The following is a 17,710-nucleotide window of genomic DNA, read 5'->3' as shown; positions in this document are numbered from 1 at the left end:
AAGTTGCCTCACAGCGCGCAGGACACGCAGCCCTGCACCTCGGTGCCTTCCAGCGCCATTTGGCGCAGGCGGATGTAGTAAATGGTCTTGATGCCTTTGCGCCAGGCGTAGATCTGCGCGCGGTTGATATCGCGGGTGGTGGCGGTATCGCGGAAGAACAGCGTCAGCGACAGCCCCTGATCGACGTGTTGCGTGGCGGCGGCGTAGGTATCGATGATCTTTTCCGGGCCAATCTCATAGGCATCCTGGTAATACGCCAGGTTGTCGTTGGTCATGTAGGGCGCCGGGTAGTAAACGCGGCCGATCTTGCCTTCCTTGCGGATCTCGATGCGCGAAACGATCGGGTGGATGCTGGAGGTGGCGTTATTGATGTACGAGATGGAACCGGTCGGCGGCACCGCCTGCAGGTTCTGGTTGTACAGCCCGTGCAGCATCACCGACTGGCGCAGCGCGCGCCAGTCGTCGCGGTTCGGAATGGCGATGCCGGCGGCGGCGAACAGCTCGCGCGCCCGCTCGGTCTGCGGCAGCCAGTCGCGCTCGGTATACTTATCGAAGTACTCGCCGCTGGCATAGCGGGAATGCTCAAAGCCGTCGAAGGCGCCGCCGCGCTCGATCGCCAGCCGGTTAGAGGCGCGGATGGCGTGATAGGCCACGGTATAGAAATAGAGGTTGGTGAAGTCGATGCCTTCTTCCGAGCCGTAGAAGATGCGCTCGCGCGCCAGGTAGCCGTGCAGATTCATCTGGCCCAGGCCGATGGCGCGGGCGCTGCGGTTGCCCTCGGCGATCGACGGCACCGAGCGGATGTCGCTCATGTCGGCCACCGCGGTCAGCGCGCGGATCGCGGTCTCGATCGCCTTGCCGAAGTCCGGCGCGTCCATGGTTTTGGCGATGTTCAGCGAGCCGAGGTTGCAGGAGATGTCCTTGCCGATGCGATCGTAGCTCAGATCCTCGTGATACGTGCTGGCGCGGTTGACCTGCAGGATCTCCGAACACAGGTTGCTCATGTTGATCCGCCCGGCGATCGGGTTCTCCCGGTTAACCGTGTCCTCGAACATCACATAGGGGTAGCCGGATTCGAACTGGATCTCCGCCAGCACCTGGAAGAACTCGCGCGCGTTGATGCGCGACTTGCGGATGCGCTTGTCGTCCACCATCTCGCGGTACTTCTCGCTGACGGCAATCTCCGAAAACGGCACGCCATACACCCGTTCGACGTCGTAGGGCGAAAACAGGTACATCTCTTCGTTGTTCTTCGCCAGCTCGAAGGTGATATCCGGGATCACCACCCCCAGCGACAGCGTTTTGATGCGGATCTTCTCGTCGGCGTTTTCGCGCTTGGTGTCGAGAAAACGCAGAATGTCCGGGTGGTGGGCGTTGAGGTAAACCGCGCCGGCTCCTTGGCGCGCGCCGAGCTGGTTAGCGTAGGAGAAGGCGTCTTCGAGCATTTTCATGATCGGAATGACGCCGGAGGACTGGTTCTCGATGCGCTTGATCGGCGCGCCCACCTCGCGAATATTGCTCAGCAGGAAGGCCACGCCGCCGCCGCGTTTCGACAGCTGCAGCGCGGAGTTCACCGCCCGCCCGATCGATTCCATATTGTCTTCGATGCGCAGCAGGAAGCAGGAGACCAGCTCGCCGCGCTGGCGTTTGCCGCAGTTGAGGAAGGTCGGGGTGGCCGGCTGGAAGCGGCCGGAAATCATCTCCTCCACCAAATCCTGCGCCAGTCCGGTGTCGCCCGCCGCCAGCGTCAACGCCACCATGCACACCCGATCTTCGTAGCGCTCCAGATAGCGTTTGCCGTCGAAGGTTTTCAGCGTATAGCTGGTGTAGTACTTGAAGGCGCCGAGGAAGGTCTCGAAGCGGAATTTTTTGGCGTAGGCCTGCTGAAACAGCTGCTTGATAAACGGGAATTCGTACTGCGCCAGCACCTGCGGCTCGTAGTAGCCTTCCTCCACCAGATAGCGCAGCTTTTCCTCCAGGTTGTGGAAAAACACGGTGTTTTGGTTGACGTGCTGCAGGAAGTAGTGCCGCGCCGCCAGCCGATCTTTATCGAACTGGATCCGGCCTTCCGCATCGTAAAGATTGAGCATCGCGTTGAGCGAATGGTAATCCAGCGCGCCCGTCTCGGGCCTGGTCAGTTCTGTCGTTGCCAAAATGCGGTTACTCCCTGTCTAACGTTTTCAACGTCTTGCGTAGTGCCGAGCAGCTCAAAGCGGTATAAAAAAGGCACCTGGCATTTTTTGGCGATGATGTCGCCGGCGATGCCGTACGCCGCGCCGAAGTTGGTGTTCCCGGCGGCGATGACGCCGCGCAGGTATGAACGGTTTTGCGGAACGTTGAGAAAGCGGATCACCTGGATCGGCACCGCGCCGACGGCGCTACCGCCGCCATAGCTGGGTACGATCAAGATAAAGGGGTGTTCCATCAGCAATTTGCTGTGGGCACCGGCGATCGGAATGCGGATCGCCGGCAGGCCCAGTTTCTCAACGAACCGATGGGTGTTCTCCGAGCTGCTGGAGAAATAAACCAGCGGATTCATCGGCGGGCCTCAGCAGGTGAGCGCCAGCGCGCCGATCTTGTCCGGCCGGAAACCGGACCAGTGATCGTCTCCGGCGATAATTACCGGAACTTGCTGATAACCTAAGGATTTAACGTGGTTCAGCGCCTGCTGATCCTGGGTGAGATCGACCACCTGATAATCAATCCCCTGTTTATCAAATGCGCGATAGGTGGCGTTGCACTGGACACAGTCCGGCTTACTGTAAATAATAATGCTCATGATTCGCATTTACCTTTAGACTGAAGGAAAGGCGGACAAGTCAGATAACGGAGCATTGTTCCTGGCGTTTCTGACGGCGTTATCAACCGAACGACATTCCCTGCGGCTGACCTATAAAATACTATATGTTGATATTTATTTTATCAACCACGCCATATATGGTGTTTTGTAAGGATGAAGGCGCAGACCGCGCCGGGGCTGGAAAAGGCGAGGGAAAAAATTTTTGCGGGTGAGAAATTCCCCCTCTCAGTGCGGAGGGGGGAAGAGAACGCATTACTGGCGCATGCTGACCGCCAGCCGGTTGAAGGCGTTCATGATGCTGATGGCGAAGGTCAGATCGGCGATCTCGGCATCGCTGAAGTGCGCCTTCAGCGCCTCGAAAGCGCTGTCCGGCGCGCCGGTGGCGGCGATCAGCGTCACCGACTCGGCCCATTCCAGCGCGGCGCGCTCGCGCTCGTTGAACTCATGGCTGACGCGCCAGCCCGCCAGCGTATCCAGCTTGGCATGGCTGAAGCCGCTTTCGCGCAGCGCTTTGCCGTGCATATCCAGGCAGTAGGCGCAGCCGTTGATCTGCGAAACGCGCATAAACATCAACTCGATGGTCGCCTTGTCCAGGGCGCCTTTCTCCAGCGCCATCAGCGCGCTCACCATATTTTTGTACGGGGCGGGCGCCAATTCGGCATAGTTCAAACGTTGCTTAATCATGGTCAACCTCAATCGGTAGTAACGAAATCATGGCGCTACTTTAGCGGCCTTATGGTCTATGCTATAGGGCCATAAAATGATTATTTAACCGGGCCATAATGCCATCTTTCCTGACTTCGCTGCGGCTGGACAGTCGGCTCGCCGAACCGCTGTACCGGCAGATTTACCTGCGGATTAAAGACGCCATCGCCCAGGGCAGCCTGGCGGCGGGCAGCCGGTTGCCCTCGGTGCGCGGGTTGGCGAGCGATCTGGGCGTGGCGCGCGCCACGGTGGAAAGCGCCTACGCGCAACTTATTGCCGAAGGTTTCTTGCAGAGCCGCGGGCAAGCGGGCACCTATGTTTCACCGCAGCTGCCGCACGTGCCGCCGGGCGCGGTATCCGCCGCGCCGCCGCTGGCGGCGATAGCGCCGGATCCACTGCAGCCGCAGGGCATGCTGCAGCCTTTCCAGCTGGGCGTGCCGGCGCTGGATGCGTTTCCGCGGGCGCTGTGGCAGCGCATTGTCGCCCGCCGGCTGCGCGCTTCCACGGTGGCTTCCCTGGCGCTGCCGCCGGCCGGCGGCCTGCCTGAGCTGCGTGAGGCGATCGCCCATTATCTGCATTTGTCGCGCGGCATCAGCTGTCGGCCGGAGCAAATTTTCCTCTGCGCCGGTTATCCGGCGCTGTTGGACTGGGTGGTGGAGACGCTGTTGCACGCCGGCGACGCGGTATGGATAGAAGATCCCGGCTATCCGGTTACGCGCCCGCTGCTGCGGGCCGCCGGCGTCAGGCCGCTCGCCGTGTCGGTGGATGAACAAGGCATGGACGTGGCCGCCGGTATGCTGACGGCGCCTGAGGCGCGGCTGGCGGTGGTGACGCCGACCCATCAAAGCCCGCTCGGCGTCTCGCTCAGCCTGGCGCGGCGCATGGCGCTGCTCGACTGGGCGCAGCAGCGCGGGGCCTGGATCCTGGAAGATGACTACGACAGCGAGTTTCGCTATCACGGGCGGCCACTGCCGCCGCTGAAGAGCCTCGATGTTCAGGGGCGGGTGCTGTACGCCGGCACCTTCAGCAAAACGCTGTTCCCGGCGCTGCGCATGGCTTATCTGGTGGTGCCCGTCGGTCTGACGGAGACATTCGCGCGCAGCAGTCGGCTGCGTGGCTGCGGTTGCCCGCCGCTGCTGCAGGCCGGCGTGGCGGATTTTATCCGGCAAGGGCATTTCTACCGCCACCTGAAACGCATGCGGCCGCTGTACCGCCAGCGGCGCGAGTGGCTGACGCAGGCGTTGGAGCGGCAGCTGGGGGCGTGGCTGAGGGTGGTGCCGCAGCAGGGCGGCATTCAGCTATTGGCCCGGCTACGTGACGGGGTGGCGGATACGCCGTTGGCGGCGCAAGCCTGGCAACTGGGGTTGGCGGCGCAGGCGTTGTCGGACTGGCGAATCGATCATCCGGCAGGGCAGGGGTTACTGCTGGGGTTTGCCAATTTCACTCGGCAAGAGGAGACGGAGCGGGCGGTGCAGGGGCTGGCGCAGCTGTTCAAACGCCTAAATTAAACGGCCCGCGATTTCCGCGGGCCAGACGCACATCTGTTTTATCTTTATGACTGCAGGGGTGTTAACGCCGGGCCAGCAGCACGCCGAGCACGATGCCGACGGCGGCACCGATCCCTACGCCCTGCCAAGGTTTGTCACGCACATAGCTATCGGCTTGATCAACCGCATCGCGCGCATGCTGTGTCAGACTGGTGGAGCCATTGAACCGCGCTCGCGCGTCGCGCAGCACGCCTTTCGCCTTGCTGTGCAGCTCTTTCAGTTCCTCTTTGGTCTTGTCACCGGACTCGCGCAACACTTCATCCAGCGTATCGGCCAACAGAGTGACGTCCTGATCGATATCGCGTTCTGTTCTTTCCGCTTTCTTAAACATTCAGCTCTCCATTTCGACACATGTCTCTTAAGTGTAGACCATGGCGCGATTTGCGTGGCCGATCACGGAAAAAAAACCGCCGTCACGCAGGTGTTTGCCGGCGCCTGGGCTTTGTACATTTGGTTACTCGGCGAAACCAATCACTCACGGAAGCGGCAGTTTGATTCCACTAGTATCTGTTTCAACGGCTCCACCGGAGCTTACCGAAACAACACTCTGAGGATGTAAAGATGAAAAAAGTATTAGCGCTGATCGTTGCTGCCACTATGGGTCTGTCTTCTGTTGCTTTCGCTGCTGATACTGCAGCTACTGCTCCGGCTACCACCACCGCGCCAGCTGCGACCACCACTACCGCTGCGCCAGCGGCTGCTGCTGAAAAAGCGCCGGCTAAAGCAACGCACCACAAGAAAGCCAAGCATCACAAAAAAGCGCCAGCCCAGAAAGCGCAGGCCGCTAAAAAGCACCACAAAAAAGCGCCGGCTCAGAAAGCCCAGGCAGCTAAAAAACACCACAAAAAAGCGCCAGTGCAGAAAGCTCAGGCCGCTAAAAAACACCACAAAAAAGCCGGTAAAAAAGCTTAATTAAGTGATGTTTGCGGAACCGAAAGGTTCCGCACTCTCCAGCCCGTACTCCAGACACCCGGTTATCCCGGGTGTCTTCTTTTGAGGCGACGAACGATGATCAATCGCTATCTGTTTGAAGTCATTTTCAGCGCGGTAACCCTGTGCGGAGCGATCGTCGGTTGGGAACTGTTTTTGGCCGGCAGCTTTCTGTAATTATTGCGCCGCGGCGGTTTCGTGCAAATGCCGCCAGCCGAGCGCGTTGGGCTGACGTTCAAAGACCACCGTGGAATAGCGCAGCGTGGCGCTTTGCCCCGGCAGGCTCTGTTTTTCCCGGTAGCTGACTACCGCGCCCGTCGGCCATTCGGCCACCAGCTTCATCTCTTCTATCTCGATTTCCAATCCCGGTTTGGCGGCGCGATGCGCGCGGAAAAAGGCGCACAGCGCGGCAAAATCCAGCGGAGCGCCGCTCAGCGCGATCATGCTGAAATCCGGCGTAAAGCGCGCCAGCAGCGCCTGCTCTTCTCCAGCCCCTTTGCCCAGCCAGCGTTCAATGGCGATGTGGGCGTCGATCACTTCGGTAAAATACGGGTTCATAAAGCATCCTGTTGAGCGTTGAGTTGGCGCACGATGGCGCGGTTGGCGAGGCGCAGGCACAGCAGCAGCGGGATAAATACGCTGGCGCCCGCCAGAATGAAGCAGGTTCGGTAGGCCGCCGCGGGCGGCAGCCCGGTCAGCAGCAGATTCAGCAGCAGGCTGAGCAGCGCCACGCCGAGGCAAAAACTGAGCTGGCGGTTGATGTTCCACAGCGCGCTGGCGTCCGCCAGCTGAGCGTCGGGGATCTGCAGGAACGCGCTGCTCTGCGCGGTGCTGCTGCACAGGCTGCCGCCAAACCCCATCAGGGCGAAGGCGGCGATCTGCAACGCGTGTTGCCCGGCCTGGTCGATCTGCGCCAGCGTCAGCATGCCGGCGCCTTGCAACAGGCAGCCGGCGATCAGCAGCGGCCGCGGGCCGAGGCGGTTAAAGGTTTTGCCGGTCAGCGTGATGGCCAGGAACGACGCCAGCGCCCAGGGCAGCATCAGGCCGCCGACCTGTGCGGCGGGCATCCCCAGCTGGTTTTGCAGATACAGCATCGCCACCAGGCTGACGCCGATGAACAGGCCGGGAATGCACAAATAAACCGCCATGGCGTTGCGCAGCAGCGGATCGCCGACCAACCGCAGGTTCAGCAACGGTTGCGGGGTGCGCAGGCTATGGCGCAGATAGTACGCCAGCACCAGCAGGCCAGCGGCCAACAGCGCCGCACCGGAAACCTGATGGCCGGCCTCGCTCAGCCGGGTCAGGCCGAGCAGCAGCAGCGTCAGCGCCGCGCAGGCGCTCAGCAGTCCTTTGCCGTCGAGCGGTTTGCGCGCCGTCGCCGACGTTTCCGCGTGCAGCCATCGCGCCGCCAGCGCCAGGGCCAGGGCCGCCAGCGGCAGGTTGGCGAAAAACACCCAGCGCCAGTCCAGCCGATCGACGAGCCAGCCGCCCAGCGCCGGTGACAGCGCCGGCGCCAGCAGCCCCACCAACATAATGGCCGCCGACAGCGCGGCGCGTTCATGGCTGCGGTACAGCTGATAGGTCAGCGTTTGGCCGATGGGGATCAGCAAGCCGCCGCCCATGCCCTGCAGGGTGCGCCAGCCGATCAGCGCGCCGATGCTGTCGGCGTTGCCGGCGCCGAAGGTGGCCAGCATGAACAGCGCCAGCGACAGCAGGAACACCCGCCGCCCACCGATGCGCTGCGCCAGCCAGGCGCTGAGCGGGATCACCAGCGTCAGGCCGAGAATATAGCCGTTGCTGACCCACGCCAGTTGGCTGACCGACGCCCGCATCGCCTGGCCGATGGCGGGGTAGGCGACGTTGGCGATAAACATATTGATCAGATCGACGAAAAAGCCGAGCAGATAGACGATTGCCACTTTGCTGCGATAAGACATGGTGCCTCCGGTTGAAGGCGAGCAGTGTATCGGGGGGAAAAGTGCGGATAAATCGGCGGCGGGCGATTACACTGTCATAATGATTTTGACAATAAGGGCGGCGAAATGCTGAATTTGCAGCGCCTGGCGATCTTTGCGGCGGTAGTGGAAGCGGGCAGCTTTACCGCGGCGGCGGCGGCGCTGGGGCAAACCAAGGCGGTGGTGAGCTTTAACATCAAGCAGCTGGAGAATGAGCTGGGGGTGTCACTGCTGGCGCGCAGCACCCGGCGGCTGTCGCTGACCGACGCCGGCGAACGCTTTTACCAGCGCAGCCTGCAGCTGCTGCAGGAGGCGGAAAACGTGCTGGACGACGTGCGCCGCGATCATCACGGGCTGAGCGGCGTGCTGCGCATCACCAGCACGCCGGAGTACGGCGCGCAGGTGGTGGTGCCGGCGCTGGCGGCGTTTTCGCGGCAGCACCCGCGGCTGCGCATCCAGCATGTGTCTTCTTCTTATCATGCCGATCTGATCTCGGAGCGTTTTGACGTGGCGATCCGCCTGGGCCAGCTGGCGGATTCCAGCCACCGCGCGGCGCTGATCGACAGTTTCGCCATTTTTCCGGTGGCGTCGCCGGGTTATCTGGCCGAGCGACCGATTCATTCGCTGACCGAGCTGGCGCAGGCGCAGTGGATCGCCCACAGCCGGCTCAGTTCGCCGCTCAGCTGGCAGGTGGCCACGCCGCAGCGCGAAGCGGTGCTGTTCAAGGTGGCGGACGCCGCGACGCTCACCGGCGACAGCGCCGCGGCATTGCTGGCATTCGCCCTGCATGGCGCCGGGGTGGCGCTGCTGCCGGCGTGGCTGGCGCAGCCCGAAATCGACGCCGGCCGGCTGCAGCGGTTGCTGCCGGATCACCGTTTTCCCGAGCAGAGCATCTACGCGCTCTACCCGAATACCCGCCACGTGCCGGAAAAGGTGCGAGCGTTTATCGATTTTCTGCGCGCGCGGGTGGCGGCCAACCGTTAGCGAAATAATAATTCGTTATAACTCTCTCATTTATCATCAGATCCCATCGGGGTATGCTGGCAATCTCTGTCTACCCCGTCCGATGCGAGCCACCTTCGATGACCGCAGAAAATAACCTCCAGCTGAACCGACGCATTCTGTCCGTGGTGATGTTCACCTTCGTCTGCTACCTGACCATCGGCCTGCCGCTGGCGGTGCTGCCGGGATTTGTGCATGACCACCTGGGTTACAATTCGGTGCTGGCGGGCCTCATCATCAGCGCGCAGTACTTCGCCACGCTGTTCAGCCGCCCGCACGCCGGGCGCTATGCCGATCAGCTGGGGCCGAAAAAGGTGGTGCTGTTCGGCCTGGCGTGCTGCGGCGCCAGCGGCCTGTTTTATGCGCTGGCGTTCGGCGTTGACGGTTACCCGTGGCTCAGCCTGCTGTTGCTGTGCGTGGGGCGGGTGTTTCTCGGCGTCGGCGAAAGCTTCGCCAGCACCGGTTCCACGCTGTGGGGTATCGGCCGGGTCGGAGCGATGCACACCGCGCGGGTGATTTCCTGGAACGGCGTCGCCACCTACGGGGCGATGGCGGCCGGGGCGCCGCTCGGCGTGTACCTGAATCAGCAGTGGGGATTGGCCGGGGTGGCGGCGCTGATCGTGCTGGCGGTCGCGGTGGCGCTGCTGTTGGCGAGCGGCAAGCCGGACGTTTCGATCGCCGCCGGGCAGCGCATCGCTTTCCGCGCGGTGTTCGGCTGCATCTGGGCCTATGGCCTCGGGCTGGCGATGGGCACCGTCGGCTTTGGCGTGATCGCCACGTTCATCACCCTTTACTACGCCGACAAAGGTTGGAGCGGCGCGGCGTTTTCGCTGACGCTGTTCAGCTGCGCCTTCGTCGGCATCCGCCTGATCTTCAGCAACGTCATCAACCGCCACGGCGGTCTGAAGGTGACGCTGGCGTCGTTTCTGGTCGAGATCGTCGGGTTGCTGTTGATCTGGCAGGCTGGCGAACCCTGGATGGTGCAAACCGGCGCGTTGCTGGCCGGCGCCGGTTTCTCGCTGGTGTTCCCGGCGCTGGGCGTCGAGGCGGTGAAACAGGTGCCGCCGCAGAACCAGGGCACGGCGCTCGGCACCTATTCGGCATTCCTCGATCTGGCGCTGGGCATCACCGGGCCGCTGGCCGGGCTGCTGATTGGGCAAGCGGGCGTGCCGTCGATCTATCTGGCGGCGGCGCTGCTGGTGGCGCTCGGGGTGCTGCTCACCCTGCGTCTGCTGCAGCGCAGCCGAGCCATTCAGGAATAGTCTGAAACCCGGATTCCTCCCCAGAAAATCATTGTTTCGGTGAATGATTACGGTAAGGTCGCTCAGCGGTCCAGAATGAGAGGAGGAATCGATGTATTTACGGCCGGATGAAGTGGCTAAAGTGTTGGAGAATACCGGCTTTGAGCGTGATTATGTCACCGACCAGGCCTATGGCTACCGCAAGGGTACACACTACGTGTATGTGAATCGCGAAGCGCGGATGGGCAGAACCGCATTGGTGATCCACCCGGCGCTGAAAGAGAGAAGCGTGCATTTCGCCACGCCGACCTCTCCGGTGCGCACCAGCGAGCAGTATCTGGAGTTTCCCCTGGATTTAAGCAGCGACGCCCCGAACCAGCGTTACGGCATCGCACACGGCTTCAGCTCGCGCGAAGCGCTGTCGCGCTACCTCTACAGCATGTTCCTGTAATCGGTCCCCCGCCCGGGGGACGCGATCAGCCGTGGGCCAACGCTTCGCGGTTGAAACGCTCATTGTAGGCGCGGCGGAACTGCGCCAGTTCAAACGCATCGATATCCAGCTCGGCGAAGTAAAACAGCGCCGCTTCGGTGTGCTCGGCGTGCAGCTCCGGCGACAGCCCGGCGCGCAGCAGCACGTCGCGCCACAGGGCAATCTGCTCGTCGTCCGCCTGTTTGATGAACGTCAGGTAGATGAACAGCAGATAAGCCGCCTGGTGCATCTCTTCGGTGTAGCCGTTGTTCAGCATGCGGATAAAGGTCTGGCTTTGGCGGCCGCCCATCTCCTGGATCATCGATTCAATCAGCATCGGCTTGACCCTCAGCAGATGGGCCAGCGAATCGATGGCTTTGCGGGTGTCGGACGTCAGGATGCGGTAACCGATGATAAATACGACGATCAGGGCGGCGAGGATGATCCAGGTCATTTAGGCTTTATTACACTCTCAATACGCCAGAAGAGGGGCGGGAGGCGCTGTGCGACAGCGCCCGCTATCAATGCTGTTCGCCGCTGAAATTACCGACCGCGCCCTGTTGGCGCAGGTGGTGATTGAAGGTGGCCGCGTCTTTGGCCAGCGCATCCAGATGGGCGCCGAGCATTTTGATCTGCTTCACCAGCGCATGCTGCTCCGGTACCGAACTGGCGGTGCTCAGTTTGCGCGCCAGTTGTTCATTCTGCGCCCGCAGCGCGGCTTCGCGCTGTTTGGCTTCTTCCAGCAGTTGCTGCAGCGCCTGGTAGCTCTGCTGCCATTCGCGGTGTTGCCGTTCGAAGCTGCTCTGCAACTCATTCATCGCATTTTGAAACTGGATTTCCAGCTCGCGCATTGTCATGGGCTCGATCCTTTGCGGCACTCAATGATGGCTTAGCAGTATAGCGAAAACTGTTCGCAAGCTCACCCGTTGACGACAAATGAGACAAATGCCGCTGACAATTCCCGGCTTGCAACCGTGGCAAGGCGTCTTACAATCGACCCCATTCCCGGCCGTAAAGGCTGCCGTTCAAGAGAGGTGGAAGATGAGCGAGCAGGAAAAAGACTTTTTTGAACAGGCGATGGCGGACGTGGTGCCGCTGGCGAGCGGGCGGCAGACGCTGTACCTCAAGCCGCAGGAGACGCTGGACAAAAGCGCGCGGCGCGAAGCGCAGCGGCTGCGGCAGGAAAACTTCCTCAGCACCGATTTCCTCGAGGTGATCCCCTGTGAACAGCCGCTGGAGTTCAAAGGGGAAGGCATTCAGCAGGGCGTGCTGGACAAGCTGCGCAACGGGCGTTACCCGCCGCAGGCGTCGCTGAACCTGTTGCGTCAGTCGGTCGAAGCCAGCCGGCAGGCGCTGTTTCGCTTCATCTTGCAGGCGGAGGCGCAAAACCTGCGTTCGCTGCTGATCGTGCACGGCCGCGGGCGGCAGAACGAAAGCCATCCGAATATCGTGCGCAGTTACGTCGCCAAATGGCTGGCGCAGTTTGAACAGGTGCAGGCGTTTTGCCGCGCCTTACCGCGCGACGGCGGCGAGGGCGCCTGCTACGTCACGCTGCGAAAATCGGCGCAGGCCAGGGCGGAAAACTTTGAGCGCCACGCCAAGCGCAGCCGTTGAAAGGATAGCGGAAATAAAATGGCCGGCGAGAGTCGCCGGCCATCGATGAATTATTTATTAAATATTTTATAGTCCAGCGAATAACGGCCGGCGCCGGTCACCGCCAGCAACAGCAAGCCGCCAATGATGCTGATGTTTTTAAAGAAGTTGATTTCGTTGCCCATCATTTCCATGCCGGTCATTTTCCAGAACGGATGGCCGATAAACGCGGTGCCCAAAACATACAGGGCGAAAATGACCGCGATAGGGCGAGTAAACAGACCGAGAATAAGCGCGATGCCGAAAATAAACTCCACCAGCACGGCAACGATCGCCGCCAAATAAGGCATCGGTGTGCCATAGCCTTCCATCGCCGTGACGGTCGCACCGAAGTTGACCAATTTCATCCAGCCGAAAATGATAAACAGAATCATCAGTAATATGCGGGACAGCAGAATGACGCCGTCTTTTGAGCTATCACCCATTTCGAACTCCTTAGCCACTGTCGGAATTATGTTGTCTTACTGAATAAAGATTAGAACAATTTACGTTTTTTTCTAGCGGCGACGGGCGGTTGCGCCACTTTTTTCGGTGTGCGAGACGCGTGGTGAAGCCGGCGGCATTGCCTATACTTGAACCCGGAGCAAAAACAATAAAACAGGCAATGTGAGGCCAAGATGGACGAGAAATTGACCGCCGCCGGTTACCGCCGTTATTCCGGTGATAAGATTGACGTTTATTTTAACCGTGCAGTTTGCCGCCATTCTGCCAACTGCGTGCGTGGCAATGCGGCTATTTTTACCTTGAATCGCCGCCCGTGGATTATGCCGGACAATGCCGAGCCGGCCGAAGTGAAACGCGTCATCGACACCTGCCCCAGCGGCGCACTGAAATATAGGGAGAAATAATATGGCTCATAAAATACTGGCAGACGAGAAGCGTTTTTATATCAATGATGAACAAGGCAAGCTGATCGCCGAGATCTCTTTCGTGCCGAGCGGCGACAAGCTGACCATTATCGATCACACCTGGGTGGATGAGTCATTGAAGGGGCAGGGCGTCGGTAAAAAGCTGGTGGCGCTGGTGGTGGAGAAAATGCGCGCGGAGCAGCGTAAAATCATTCCGCTGTGCCCGTTCGCCAAACACGAGTTCGATACCACGCCGGCCTATCAGGACATTCGCGCCTGACGCGATAACGGGGCGCGGCGCGCCCCGAGCGTTCAGCAGACGCCGAAATCGCCGTCTTCGTGGTACAGCGCCACGTCGCTGGCCTGCACCTCCGTGCGCTGCTCTTTGCCCAGTTCATTCCAGCTGCAAACCAGGGTTTCGCCGTCGATCGCCACCACGGTCATCTTTGGGCCGCCGGTGGTGCGTTGAACAAAATCACCGATATTGAATGCCATGCGTTCCTCCACAACAGATTAAACCTCACCTATTGATAACACAGAATGGCGCCGCCGTTGGCAGATGTTTCGCTATGTATTATTTTATATAGCGATTATCACCAAGGAGAGCAGACTAACATGCCGGGATTATTGATGTTTTATGTGGGCGGTACGGCGCCGGGCGCCAATATTGAGCTGCACGACGTGCAGTTCGCGGCGGCGGATCGGCCGGAAGAGGCGTATCCGCTGCTGCGTGAAAAGTGGTTCGGCGATAAGCGCAAGGTGCATGTCGACGGCTATGCGCGCATCGACTGGGCGGACGGTTACGACGTGAGCCTGGAGCCTGCGCCGTTCGCTGGTGAAGAGAAGCTGTTTTTCGTCAACGTGGGCGGCTACCGCAGCGATGAGCTGGCGGAATTGCACCAGTTCGGCCTGTTTGTGGCGCGCTCTGCCGACGAGGCGAAGGACAAAGCCAAACGGGTGCTGCTGACGGACAGCGCGCAGCAGCACAAGGATGACCTGGCTGAGGTGGACGACTGCCTGCTGCTGCAGGCGCTGCAGGGCTACCACGTGCATCTGCGGGCCAGCCCGCACGGCAAACCGGCCCGGCCGCTGTGGCAGGGATATCTGCCGATCGGCGAACCCGCGTTATAGCGCCGACAGCGCCTGCAGCTGTTGCCGCAACCAGCGGCAGGCCTCCGGCCGGCCGTTTTTGCGGTGCAGGTAGATTTTGATCTGATACGGCGGCACCGGAAACGGCAGGGGATGGATAGCCAGCGCCGCCGCCTGCCGCAATTTTTGCGCGGCGTAGCGCGGCATGCTCATCACCAGTTCGCTGTCGGCGACGATGAACGGCGCTCCCAGCAGCGAAGGCGTACGGATGGCGATATCGCGCTGTAGCCCCAGTTTATCGAGCTGGTAGTCAATGACGCCGCGCTGTTCGTTCCACGGCGTCACCACCAGATGGCGCGCCCGCAGGTAGTTTTCCAGCGTCAGCTCGCCGTATTTTACGCTGAAGGCGGGTGAACAAATCGCCACATACTCATCCTCCAGCCAGCTCACTTCGTCGATCTCCGGGTAGCTTTCGCCGTCGGTTTCGGTAAAGCCCAGCGCGAAGTCGATGCGCCCCGCCAGCAGATCGTTCAATGCCACCTTGCGCTCGGAATAGCGCAGCTGGAACGACAGCCCCGGCGCCAGGTGCTGCATCTGCGCCATCAGCGCGGGAAATACCGCGAAGGCGGTGTAATCGGTAATGGCGAAGGTGAAGCTCTCCCGGCTTTCGGCGGGAACGAAGCGCGGGCGCGGATGCAGCCCTTTGGCCAGCAGCGCCAGACTTTCGCTGACGGTTGGGGCCAGGCTGTCGGCATACACCGTCGGGTGCATGTCGTTGCCGACCCGGTAAAACAGCTCGTCCGCCAGCGCCTTGCGCAGCCGGATCAGCGCGTGGCTCAGCGCCGACGCGCTGAGAGCCAGCTCCGCCGCGGCGCGCGTTACAGACCGCAGCCGATACACCGCTTCGAACACCAGCAGCAGATTGAGATCGAGGCGTTTCAAATCCAGATGCATGATATTCATTACCTGTTGATGAAAATGCAGTTCATACAGTATTTGAGGCGCGATATGCTGGCAAGCACAGCCATCAACACACTCAGGATTTGCCATGACCATTGAGATTTACCCGGCGCAAAAAAGCGACGCCAAACTGATTCTGGATATGATTATCGAGCTGGCGGTGTACGAAAAGGCGCGCGAGCAGGTGCTGGCCAGCGTGGAAGATATCGAACGCAGCCTGTTTGGGCCGGGCGCCTGTTCCGAAGCGCTGATTTGTACGGTAAACGGCGAGCCGGCGGGTTATGCGGTGTTCTTTATGAGTTACTCCACCTGGCTGGGTAAAAACGGCATCTATCTGGAAGACCTGTACGTGGCGCCGAAGCATCGCGGCGCGGGCGCCGGTAAAAAGCTGCTGCGGCACATCGCCCAGCTGGCGTGCGAACGGCAGTGCGGCCGCCTGGAGTGGAGCGTGCTGGACTGGAACCAACCGGCCATCGATTTCTACCTCAGCATCGGCGCGCAGCCGCAGGGCGAGTGGGTGCGCTATCGTATGGAAGGCGAGGCGCTGACGCACTTCGCGGCGCACGGGGCGGCGCTGCCGGCATGATAGCCGTTGGGGGGAGGCGGCCTCCCCAACTGTGGTGATGTGAACGGTTTACTGCGGATCAATCAGGCGGGTTTGCGGGCGGCGAGAATGAAGATCATCGGGCGCTCCTGCTCTTCGTCCAGCGCCGGATTAGCGGCAATTTGCTGCGCGCTGGGGCCCCATTCGTTCAAATGCTGGATGATAAAGCCTTGCTGCGCCAGCGGGTTGATATAGCCGCCGAGCGTGCGGTGCTGCTTGATGACACCTTCCGCCAGCCAGTTGGAAACGCGCCGGCCTTCCCGCTGGTAGCCGTTCACCGGCCAGGATTTTTGTCCGTTGCCGTCGGTCAGCCAGCCCTGCTGCGCCGGGGCGGTGTAGATCGGGTGCTCGGCGGTGAAGATGAACTGCCCGCCGGGTTTCAGCGCGGCGTAAACCGTGGCGAACAGCGCGGCCAGATCCTCGAGGTAGTGCAGCGTCAGCGAGCTGTAGACCAGATCGTAACTTTCCGGCGGCAGCTGAAGCTGCGCCAAATCCTGCCGACGATACGCGATGCCCGCGTCGGCGGTCATCTCCCGCGCTTTGGCCAGCATTTTTTCCGAGACGTCCAGCCCCAGCACGCTGGCTGCGCCCTGTTCGCGCGCGCTGCGGCAGAACCAGCCGTAGCCGCAGCCGAGATCGACCACGCTTTTGCCCTGCAAATCCGGCAGGATGCGGCGGATGGCGGGCCATTCCGGCGCGCCGTCCAGGCCGTGCTGCGAGCGGCTGAGCTGCGCATAGCCGTCGAAAAAGGCCTGATTGTCATAGATGTTTTGCGTCATGATGACTCCTTAGTGAATGACGGCGGCGGAATGCCGCTGCCATACCGTGCATATTGCTGCATAATTCTACGTTGACAACATGGATAACGGGAATGACGATGGACATGATTTCGGTGCGGCAAGCGCCCGAGCTGGCGCCGCGCGCCATTGCGTATTTTCAGCGGCACTGGGCCACGGCAGAGACGCTGATGATGTATGAAGACGCCATCAACCGCAGCCTCGGCGCCGCCAACCCGCTGCCGCAGTGGTACCTGCTGATGGAAAATGACCGGATCCTCGGCTGCGCGGGGCTCATCACCAACGACTTTATCAGCCGCGGGGAACTGTATCCCTGGCTGTGTGCGCTCTATGTAGAGGAAGCGCAGCGCGGCCGGGGCCACGGCGCCAAACTGATTGAGCATGTGGCGGCGGAAACCCGCCGGCTGGGCTTCCCGCAGCTGCACCTGTGCACCGATCTGGAAGGCTACTACGAGCGCAGCGGCTTCGTTTATAACGGGCTCGGGTATCACCCCTGGGGCGAAGCCTCGCGGGTCTATTCGCGGGTGCTGTGATCGCCGCCGCCAGGTGTGCGTAAGACCAACCTGACTTTTCTTTTCGTTCACCTCATCGCGCATCGCGGGTTACACTGGCCGCTTGTTCGCCACCGACCGGGTTAATTCGCCGCCGCGATGAGAGTGCCACGTCAGCTACAGCAACGCTTTACCGCCTGCATCGCCATTATGGCGGTGCTGTTGCTGTTTGTGGCGCCGGTGGTGTCGAAATCGCTGATGCACCATCCGATGATGGGCGGCATGGCGCAGACGGACGCCGCTATGCCGCACGACATGCACGCGATGACGATGCCCGCCGCCGAGCATGTCGGCCACCACGGCATGGATCCTGGGGAGATGATTTTCTGCGGCTATTGCGAGCTGCTGATCCACGTGCCGCTGCTGCTGTGGACATTCGTCCCGCTGCTGTGGCTGATGGCGCGCATCGCGCGCCTGCCTAGCGCCCCGCGCATCGTTTCTCCACCCATTCGGCGCCTTGTTCTGCGGCCGAGCCCGCGCGGGCCGCCCGGCCAACCGTTTTTCCCTATTGCTTGATCATGGGTAACGCCGTCCGTATCGCTGCGGACGGTTTGCCTGC

The 17,710-nt window shown here is 61.2% G+C and carries 25 protein-coding genes; 12 read left to right on the top strand and 13 right to left on the bottom strand.

Annotated features, from left to right (window positions below):
- Positions 1-8: 8 nt before the first annotated feature.
- The 4 genes from nrdE to SSARUM2_RS18995 all read right to left on the bottom strand — a co-directional run bounded on the left by nrdE (position 9) and on the right by SSARUM2_RS18995 (position 3,484).
- Positions 9-2,153: a class 1b ribonucleoside-diphosphate reductase subunit alpha gene (gene nrdE, locus SSARUM2_RS19010; RefSeq protein WP_072270161.1), complete on the bottom strand. Its 2,145-nt coding sequence runs from the start codon at positions 2,151-2,153 to the stop codon at positions 9-11.
- Positions 2,135-2,539 (bottom strand): class Ib ribonucleoside-diphosphate reductase assembly flavoprotein NrdI, encoded by a 405-nt coding sequence (gene nrdI, locus SSARUM2_RS19005; protein WP_049211738.1) that lies wholly within the window; start codon positions 2,537-2,539, stop codon positions 2,135-2,137. Before nrdI ends, nrdE begins: the two co-directional genes overlap by 19 nt.
- A 9-nt stretch (positions 2,540-2,548) precedes the next feature.
- A complete protein-coding gene (gene nrdH / locus SSARUM2_RS19000) occupies positions 2,549-2,779 on the bottom strand; it encodes a glutaredoxin-like protein NrdH (RefSeq protein ID WP_033635681.1) in 231 nt (76 codons plus the stop codon).
- A gap of 273 nt (positions 2,780-3,052) precedes the next feature.
- On the bottom strand, positions 3,053-3,484 hold the full coding sequence (locus SSARUM2_RS18995) for a carboxymuconolactone decarboxylase family protein (RefSeq protein ID WP_041036428.1): 432 nt from the start codon (positions 3,482-3,484) through the stop codon (positions 3,053-3,055).
- A 95-nt stretch (positions 3,485-3,579) separates the two neighbouring features.
- On the opposite strand from SSARUM2_RS18995, the gene SSARUM2_RS18990 reads away from it, so the two are divergent.
- Complete coding sequence (locus SSARUM2_RS18990) at positions 3,580-5,013, top strand: PLP-dependent aminotransferase family protein (RefSeq protein WP_060439365.1); 1,434 nt, start codon at positions 3,580-3,582, stop codon at positions 5,011-5,013.
- A 61-nt stretch (positions 5,014-5,074) separates the two neighbouring features.
- Here the strand turns inward: SSARUM2_RS18990 and SSARUM2_RS18985 are convergent, their stop codons facing one another.
- Positions 5,075-5,383 (bottom strand): YqjD family protein, encoded by a 309-nt coding sequence (locus tag SSARUM2_RS18985; RefSeq protein WP_004928950.1) that lies wholly within the window; start codon positions 5,381-5,383, stop codon positions 5,075-5,077.
- Between the two features lie 230 nt (positions 5,384-5,613).
- Here SSARUM2_RS18985 and asr point away from each other — a divergent pair, with 230 nt between their 5' ends.
- Positions 5,614-5,964: an acid resistance repetitive basic protein Asr gene (asr, locus tag SSARUM2_RS18980; protein ID WP_004928953.1), complete on the top strand. Its 351-nt coding sequence runs from the start codon at positions 5,614-5,616 to the stop codon at positions 5,962-5,964.
- Between the two features lie 195 nt (positions 5,965-6,159).
- On the opposite strand, the gene SSARUM2_RS18975 is transcribed toward asr, so the two are convergent.
- A complete protein-coding gene (locus SSARUM2_RS18975) occupies positions 6,160-6,540 on the bottom strand; it encodes a DUF4440 domain-containing protein (RefSeq protein WP_039568646.1) in 381 nt (126 codons plus the stop codon).
- Positions 6,537-7,919 (bottom strand): MFS transporter, encoded by a 1,383-nt coding sequence (locus SSARUM2_RS18970; RefSeq protein WP_060453069.1) that lies wholly within the window; start codon positions 7,917-7,919, stop codon positions 6,537-6,539. The genes SSARUM2_RS18975 and SSARUM2_RS18970 overlap by 4 nt, the downstream gene beginning before the upstream one ends.
- Positions 7,920-8,024: 105 nt before the next feature.
- Here SSARUM2_RS18970 and SSARUM2_RS18965 point away from each other — a divergent pair, with 105 nt between their 5' ends.
- The 3 genes from SSARUM2_RS18965 to SSARUM2_RS18955 all read left to right on the top strand — a co-directional run bounded on the left by SSARUM2_RS18965 (position 8,025) and on the right by SSARUM2_RS18955 (position 10,631).
- Positions 8,025-8,921, top strand: coding sequence for a LysR family transcriptional regulator (locus SSARUM2_RS18965; RefSeq protein ID WP_060439369.1), 897 nt, complete (start codon positions 8,025-8,027; stop codon positions 8,919-8,921).
- A gap of 98 nt (positions 8,922-9,019) precedes the next feature.
- Positions 9,020-10,201, top strand: coding sequence for an MFS transporter (locus tag SSARUM2_RS18960; protein ID WP_072270160.1), 1,182 nt, complete (start codon positions 9,020-9,022; stop codon positions 10,199-10,201).
- A 91-nt stretch (positions 10,202-10,292) separates the two neighbouring features.
- Positions 10,293-10,631 (top strand): DUF2002 family protein, encoded by a 339-nt coding sequence (locus SSARUM2_RS18955; RefSeq protein WP_016929830.1) that lies wholly within the window; start codon positions 10,293-10,295, stop codon positions 10,629-10,631.
- Between the two features lie 25 nt (positions 10,632-10,656).
- Here the strand turns inward: SSARUM2_RS18955 and SSARUM2_RS18950 are convergent, their stop codons facing one another.
- Both SSARUM2_RS18950 and SSARUM2_RS18945 read right to left on the bottom strand, forming a co-directional pair.
- Positions 10,657-11,103 carry a DUF1198 family protein gene (locus SSARUM2_RS18950; protein WP_025303978.1) on the bottom strand — a complete coding sequence of 149 codons (447 nt, stop codon included), beginning with the start codon at positions 11,101-11,103 and terminating at the stop codon, positions 10,657-10,659.
- 67 nt (positions 11,104-11,170) lie between these two features.
- Complete coding sequence (locus SSARUM2_RS18945) at positions 11,171-11,506, bottom strand: MbeD/MobD family mobilization/exclusion protein (protein WP_033635672.1); 336 nt, start codon at positions 11,504-11,506, stop codon at positions 11,171-11,173.
- Between the two features lie 184 nt (positions 11,507-11,690).
- On the opposite strand from SSARUM2_RS18945, the gene smrA reads away from it, so the two are divergent.
- Positions 11,691-12,263 carry a DNA endonuclease SmrA gene (smrA, locus tag SSARUM2_RS18940; protein ID WP_033635671.1) on the top strand — a complete coding sequence of 191 codons (573 nt, stop codon included), beginning with the start codon at positions 11,691-11,693 and terminating at the stop codon, positions 12,261-12,263.
- Positions 12,264-12,313: 50 nt separating this feature from the next.
- Here smrA and SSARUM2_RS18935 read toward each other — a convergent pair whose 3' ends face one another.
- On the bottom strand, positions 12,314-12,727 hold the full coding sequence (locus SSARUM2_RS18935; protein ID WP_033635670.1) for a DoxX family protein: 414 nt from the start codon (positions 12,725-12,727) through the stop codon (positions 12,314-12,316).
- Positions 12,728-12,919: 192 nt separating this feature from the next.
- Between SSARUM2_RS18935 and SSARUM2_RS18930 the strand changes: the two genes are divergently transcribed.
- Entirely contained in the window at positions 12,920-13,150 is a 231-nt protein-coding gene (locus SSARUM2_RS18930) for a (4Fe-4S)-binding protein (RefSeq protein WP_033654326.1), read from the top strand.
- A 1-nt stretch (position 13,151) separates the two neighbouring features.
- On the top strand, positions 13,152-13,430 hold the full coding sequence (locus SSARUM2_RS18925) for a GNAT family N-acetyltransferase (RefSeq protein ID WP_033654325.1): 279 nt from the start codon (positions 13,152-13,154) through the stop codon (positions 13,428-13,430).
- Positions 13,431-13,462: 32 nt separating this feature from the next.
- On the opposite strand, the gene SSARUM2_RS18920 is transcribed toward SSARUM2_RS18925, so the two are convergent.
- On the bottom strand, positions 13,463-13,645 hold the full coding sequence (locus tag SSARUM2_RS18920; protein ID WP_025303973.1) for a DUF2158 domain-containing protein: 183 nt from the start codon (positions 13,643-13,645) through the stop codon (positions 13,463-13,465).
- A gap of 120 nt (positions 13,646-13,765) precedes the next feature.
- Here SSARUM2_RS18920 and SSARUM2_RS18915 point away from each other — a divergent pair, with 120 nt between their 5' ends.
- A complete protein-coding gene (locus tag SSARUM2_RS18915; protein ID WP_049232516.1) occupies positions 13,766-14,281 on the top strand; it encodes a DUF1543 domain-containing protein in 516 nt (171 codons plus the stop codon).
- Here the strand turns inward: SSARUM2_RS18915 and SSARUM2_RS18910 are convergent.
- On the bottom strand, positions 14,276-15,202 hold the full coding sequence (locus SSARUM2_RS18910) for a LysR substrate-binding domain-containing protein (protein ID WP_049232518.1): 927 nt from the start codon (positions 15,200-15,202) through the stop codon (positions 14,276-14,278). The genes SSARUM2_RS18915 and SSARUM2_RS18910 overlap by 6 nt on opposite strands.
- Positions 15,203-15,287: 85 nt before the next feature.
- Here SSARUM2_RS18910 and SSARUM2_RS18905 point away from each other — a divergent pair, with 85 nt between their 5' ends.
- Entirely contained in the window at positions 15,288-15,785 is a 498-nt protein-coding gene (locus tag SSARUM2_RS18905; protein ID WP_033649791.1) for a GNAT family N-acetyltransferase, read from the top strand.
- 62 nt (positions 15,786-15,847) lie between these two features.
- Here the strand turns inward: SSARUM2_RS18905 and SSARUM2_RS18900 are convergent, their stop codons facing one another.
- The gene (locus SSARUM2_RS18900) at positions 15,848-16,582 is read right to left on the bottom strand and encodes a methyltransferase domain-containing protein (protein ID WP_049232519.1); all 735 of its coding nucleotides are present in this window, start codon (positions 16,580-16,582) and stop codon (positions 15,848-15,850) included.
- A gap of 98 nt (positions 16,583-16,680) precedes the next feature.
- On the opposite strand from SSARUM2_RS18900, the gene SSARUM2_RS18895 reads away from it, so the two are divergent.
- Together SSARUM2_RS18895 and SSARUM2_RS18890 are read left to right on the top strand one after the other, a co-directional pair.
- On the top strand, positions 16,681-17,133 hold the full coding sequence (locus SSARUM2_RS18895) for a GNAT family N-acetyltransferase (RefSeq protein WP_080437573.1): 453 nt from the start codon (positions 16,681-16,683) through the stop codon (positions 17,131-17,133).
- A 117-nt stretch (positions 17,134-17,250) separates the two neighbouring features.
- Complete coding sequence (locus SSARUM2_RS18890) at positions 17,251-17,667, top strand: DUF2946 domain-containing protein (protein WP_185744072.1); 417 nt, start codon at positions 17,251-17,253, stop codon at positions 17,665-17,667.
- Positions 17,668-17,710: the final 43 nt, after the last annotated feature.

Origin of the sequence: Serratia sp. K-E0102 (assembly GCF_029962625.1) — a bacterium.
Taxonomy (GTDB): Bacteria; Pseudomonadota; Gammaproteobacteria; order Enterobacterales; family Enterobacteriaceae; genus Serratia; species Serratia sarumanii.
The sequence above is the reverse complement of the archived record's forward strand: the minus strand, read 5'-3'. Positions and strand labels throughout refer to the sequence as shown.